General features: G+C 71.5%; 5 protein-coding genes. 4 read left to right on the forward strand and 1 reads right to left on the reverse strand.

Annotation, left to right across the window (positions count from 1 at the left end):
- Nucleotides 1-778, forward strand: a 778-nt coding sequence (locus tag AC27VN_RS37435) for a hypothetical protein (RefSeq protein ID WP_490879924.1), incomplete at its 5' end; no start/stop codon positions are given.
- Between the two features lie 13 nt (nucleotides 779-791).
- Here AC27VN_RS37435 and AC27VN_RS37440 read toward each other — a convergent pair.
- Entirely contained in the window at nucleotides 792-1,214 is a 423-nt protein-coding gene (locus AC27VN_RS37440; protein ID WP_208511284.1) for a cupin domain-containing protein, read from the reverse strand.
- A gap of 119 nt (nucleotides 1,215-1,333) precedes the next feature.
- Between AC27VN_RS37440 and AC27VN_RS37445 the strand changes: the two genes are divergently transcribed.
- The 3 genes from AC27VN_RS37445 to AC27VN_RS37455 all read left to right on the forward strand — a co-directional run.
- A complete protein-coding gene (locus tag AC27VN_RS37445; RefSeq protein ID WP_093355882.1) occupies nucleotides 1,334-1,798 on the forward strand; it encodes an ArsR/SmtB family transcription factor in 465 nt (154 codons plus the stop codon).
- Nucleotides 1,687-2,163, forward strand: coding sequence for an SRPBCC family protein (locus AC27VN_RS37450; RefSeq protein ID WP_490879925.1), 477 nt, complete (start codon nucleotides 1,687-1,689; stop codon nucleotides 2,161-2,163). Before AC27VN_RS37445 ends, AC27VN_RS37450 begins: the two co-directional genes overlap by 112 nt.
- Nucleotides 2,160-3,046, forward strand: an 887-nt coding sequence (locus tag AC27VN_RS37455) for an RNA polymerase sigma factor (protein ID WP_490879926.1), incomplete at its 3' end; no start/stop codon positions are given. The genes AC27VN_RS37450 and AC27VN_RS37455, both read left to right, overlap by 4 nt.

The raw sequence follows: 3,046 nt of genomic DNA on the forward strand, positions 1-3,046 counted from the left end.
GGCGTACAGCGGGCAGGTCGCGCTGGCGCTGGCCCGGCGCGACGGGCTGTGGCGCGTGAGCCGTATCGACCTCGTGCAGCGCCGGGTCGTCGATCTCGGGATGGTCGCCGTCGACGGCTTCGGCACGGAGTTCGACGGCATCGGCTGGACCGTGACCCGGGCCAACCGCATCCAGGTGCTCGATACCGCGCGTTCGCTGCAGGAGGTGCTGTGGCAGGTCGCCGACCTGCCGGGGTCGGTGCTCGATCTGCGCGTGACGCAGGCGCGCGAGCAGTTCGTGGTTGCCGATCCGTCGGGCACGCCGACGCTCTGGCGCTATGGCGCGGGACAGCGGCGCCTGCAGGGCCGCGAGGCGATCGCGAAGCCCGAGGGCGTGACGTCGATGCGCCTGCTGCATCCGGATTTCGGTGCCTTCCATCTCATTGCCGAGGACGACGCCGAGGATGACGTCGATGGCGAGGCGAAGCTGCGCCTGCATTGGCACATCACGGCGAACCACGCGGGCGAGCTGCGGGTCTCGGGCCGGGAGGCGCGCACGCTGCGCGCGCAGGTCGACATGGCGTGGCTGGTGACGGCGGTGCAGGCGTCCGGGTCGGCGTGCCGGGTGCAGTGGCTGCGGGTGCACGACGGCGGGCTCGGCGCCACGCTGCACTGGCCCGGCGAGTTCGGGCCGCGCATGCGGCCGGTCGCCGATGGCTGGCTGCTGTTCGACGGCGAGGGCCGCGTGCTGCACCTCGACACCGAGTGCAGCACGAGCGTGGGTTTCGGCCTGCGCTGAGTGCCCGCGATTCCTACTTCCAGGGCGTGGGCGCCGGAATCTCGCACACCGGCTCCACATCCACGCTCTTGAAATCGGCCGGCGAGACGATCTCCAGGTACTCCATGTCGGGCGAGTAGTCGAACAGGTAGTGCCGGATGCCGGGGCGCTGGTGCACCACGTCGCCGGCTTCGACCAGGGTTTCCTTGTCCTCGTACATGAAGCGGGCCCAGCCCTTGACCATGATCACGATCTGGAAGTCGGCCTCGTGGCGATGCCAGCCGGTGCCCGCTTCCGGTGCCATGTTGGCCTTGACGAGGTGCGCGATCACCTTGCCGTTGGTGGCGGCGGCCACGCCGAGGTCGCGGTAGAGGAAGAAGTCGCGCAGTCCGCCCGAGACGAATTCGGTGTCGCCCGGTTTGACGTGGGAGAACTGGGTGGCGGTACGGTCCAGCATGGAAGCTCCTTTGCGGCGAGTGGGGATGCTGCGCCGCAGCACGCATAAAGCGTTCCCGCGGCCGACTGCGATATCCCCACGCCTTGACGCTGGCGCGCCGGCTCCAGATACTCAACCGCATGGTTCACTCAGATGCCACCGCACCGCCCGCGCCCGTTGCCCTCGATGCCGTGTTCGCCGCGCTCGCCGACTCGACGCGCCGCGCGGTGCTCGAGACCCTGGGCGAGCGCAGCCTCAGCGTGACCGAGCTGGCCGCGCCGCATGCGATGTCGCTCACGGGCTTCATGAAGCACCTGCGCGTGCTCGAGGACGCGGGGCTGATCTCGCGCACGAAGGAAGGCCGTGTCGTGCGCTGCGAGCTCTCGCCGCGGCCGATGCAGGAGGCCGCCGTGTGGCTGTCGCGCTACGAGAAGTTCTGGACCGGGCGCCTCGATGCCTTGGCGCGCTTTCTCTATCACCAGGAGCAAACCGAATGGCGGAACCTGCCAGCCCAAACACCGGGCGTCCCTCCCTCACCCTCCGCCGCCACTACGCCGTCGCGCCCGACAAGGTCTGGCGCGCGTGGACCGACCCGCAAGCGCTGAGGCACTGGTTCGGCCCCGAGGAGATCGTCGCGGTGCCGCATGCCGAGGTCGACCTGCGCGTGGGCGGGCGCTTCCGCGTGGCGATGCTCGCGGCCGACGGCGAGACGCACGACGTCAGCGGCACCTACCTCGAGATCGTGCAGCAGCGCCGGCTGGTCTTCAGCTGGGCCTGGCGCAGCACGCCCGAGCGCGAATCGCGCGTCACGGTGCGCATCGAGCCCGATGCGGCCGGCACCGGCTGCGAGCTCGAATTGCTGCACGAGCAGTTCTTCGACCAGGCCGCGCGCGAGGGCCACGAACACGGCTGGACCGGTTCGATGGTGCGGCTCGAGCGCTGGCTGGGCAGGCCGGAACCCGCCGCATGACGGACCCGGTGCGCGCCACGCTCGAGGCGGTCTACCGCGGCGAATCGCGCCGCATCTTCGCCACGCTGGTGCGCCTGCTCGGCGATTTCGACCGCGCCGAGGAGGCGCTGCACGAGGCCTTTCGCGCTGCGCTCGAGCAGTGGCCGGCGCAGGGCGTGCCCGCGAACCCGCGCGCATGGCTGGTGTCGGCGGGGCGCTTCAAGGCGATCGACGCCATCCGGCGCCAGGCGCGCTTCTCGCCCTGGGACGAATCGGCCGAGCGCGCCGAGGCGCTGGCCGACCCCGCGCCGGGCTGGGACGCCGACACCGACGAACTCGAAGACGACCGCCTGCGCCTGGTCTTCACCTGCTGCCATCCGGCCCTTTCGCCCGATGCCCAGGTGGCGCTCACGCTGCGCGAGGTCTGCGGACTCGCGACCGAGGAGATCGCGCGTGCCTTCATGGTGCCCGCGCCGACCATCGCGCAGCGCATCGTGCGCGCCAAGGCCCGCATCCGCGACGCACGCATTCCCTACCAGGTGCCCACGCGCACCGAGCTGCCCGAACGGCTCGACGCCGTGCTGCGCGTGGTCTACCTGGTCTTCAACGAAGGCTATGCCGCCTCCTCGGGCGAGAGCCTGACGCGCGCCGACCTCTCGGCCGAGGCGATCCGGCTGGGCCGGCTGCTGGTCGAGCTGCTGCCCGGCGCCGAGGCCGCGCCCGAGGCGCTGGGCCTGCTGGCGCTGATGCTGCTGCACGATGCGCGCCGTGCCGCGCGCACTTCGGCGCAGGGCGAGATCGTGCTGCTCGACCAGCAGGACCGCGGCCTCTGGCACCGCGCGCAGATCGAGGAGGGCGCCGCGCTGGTCGAGCGCGCGCTGCGCTCGCGCCGCTTCGGCCCCTA

The organism is Variovorax sp. 20P10.2.4 (genome assembly GCF_058244205.1).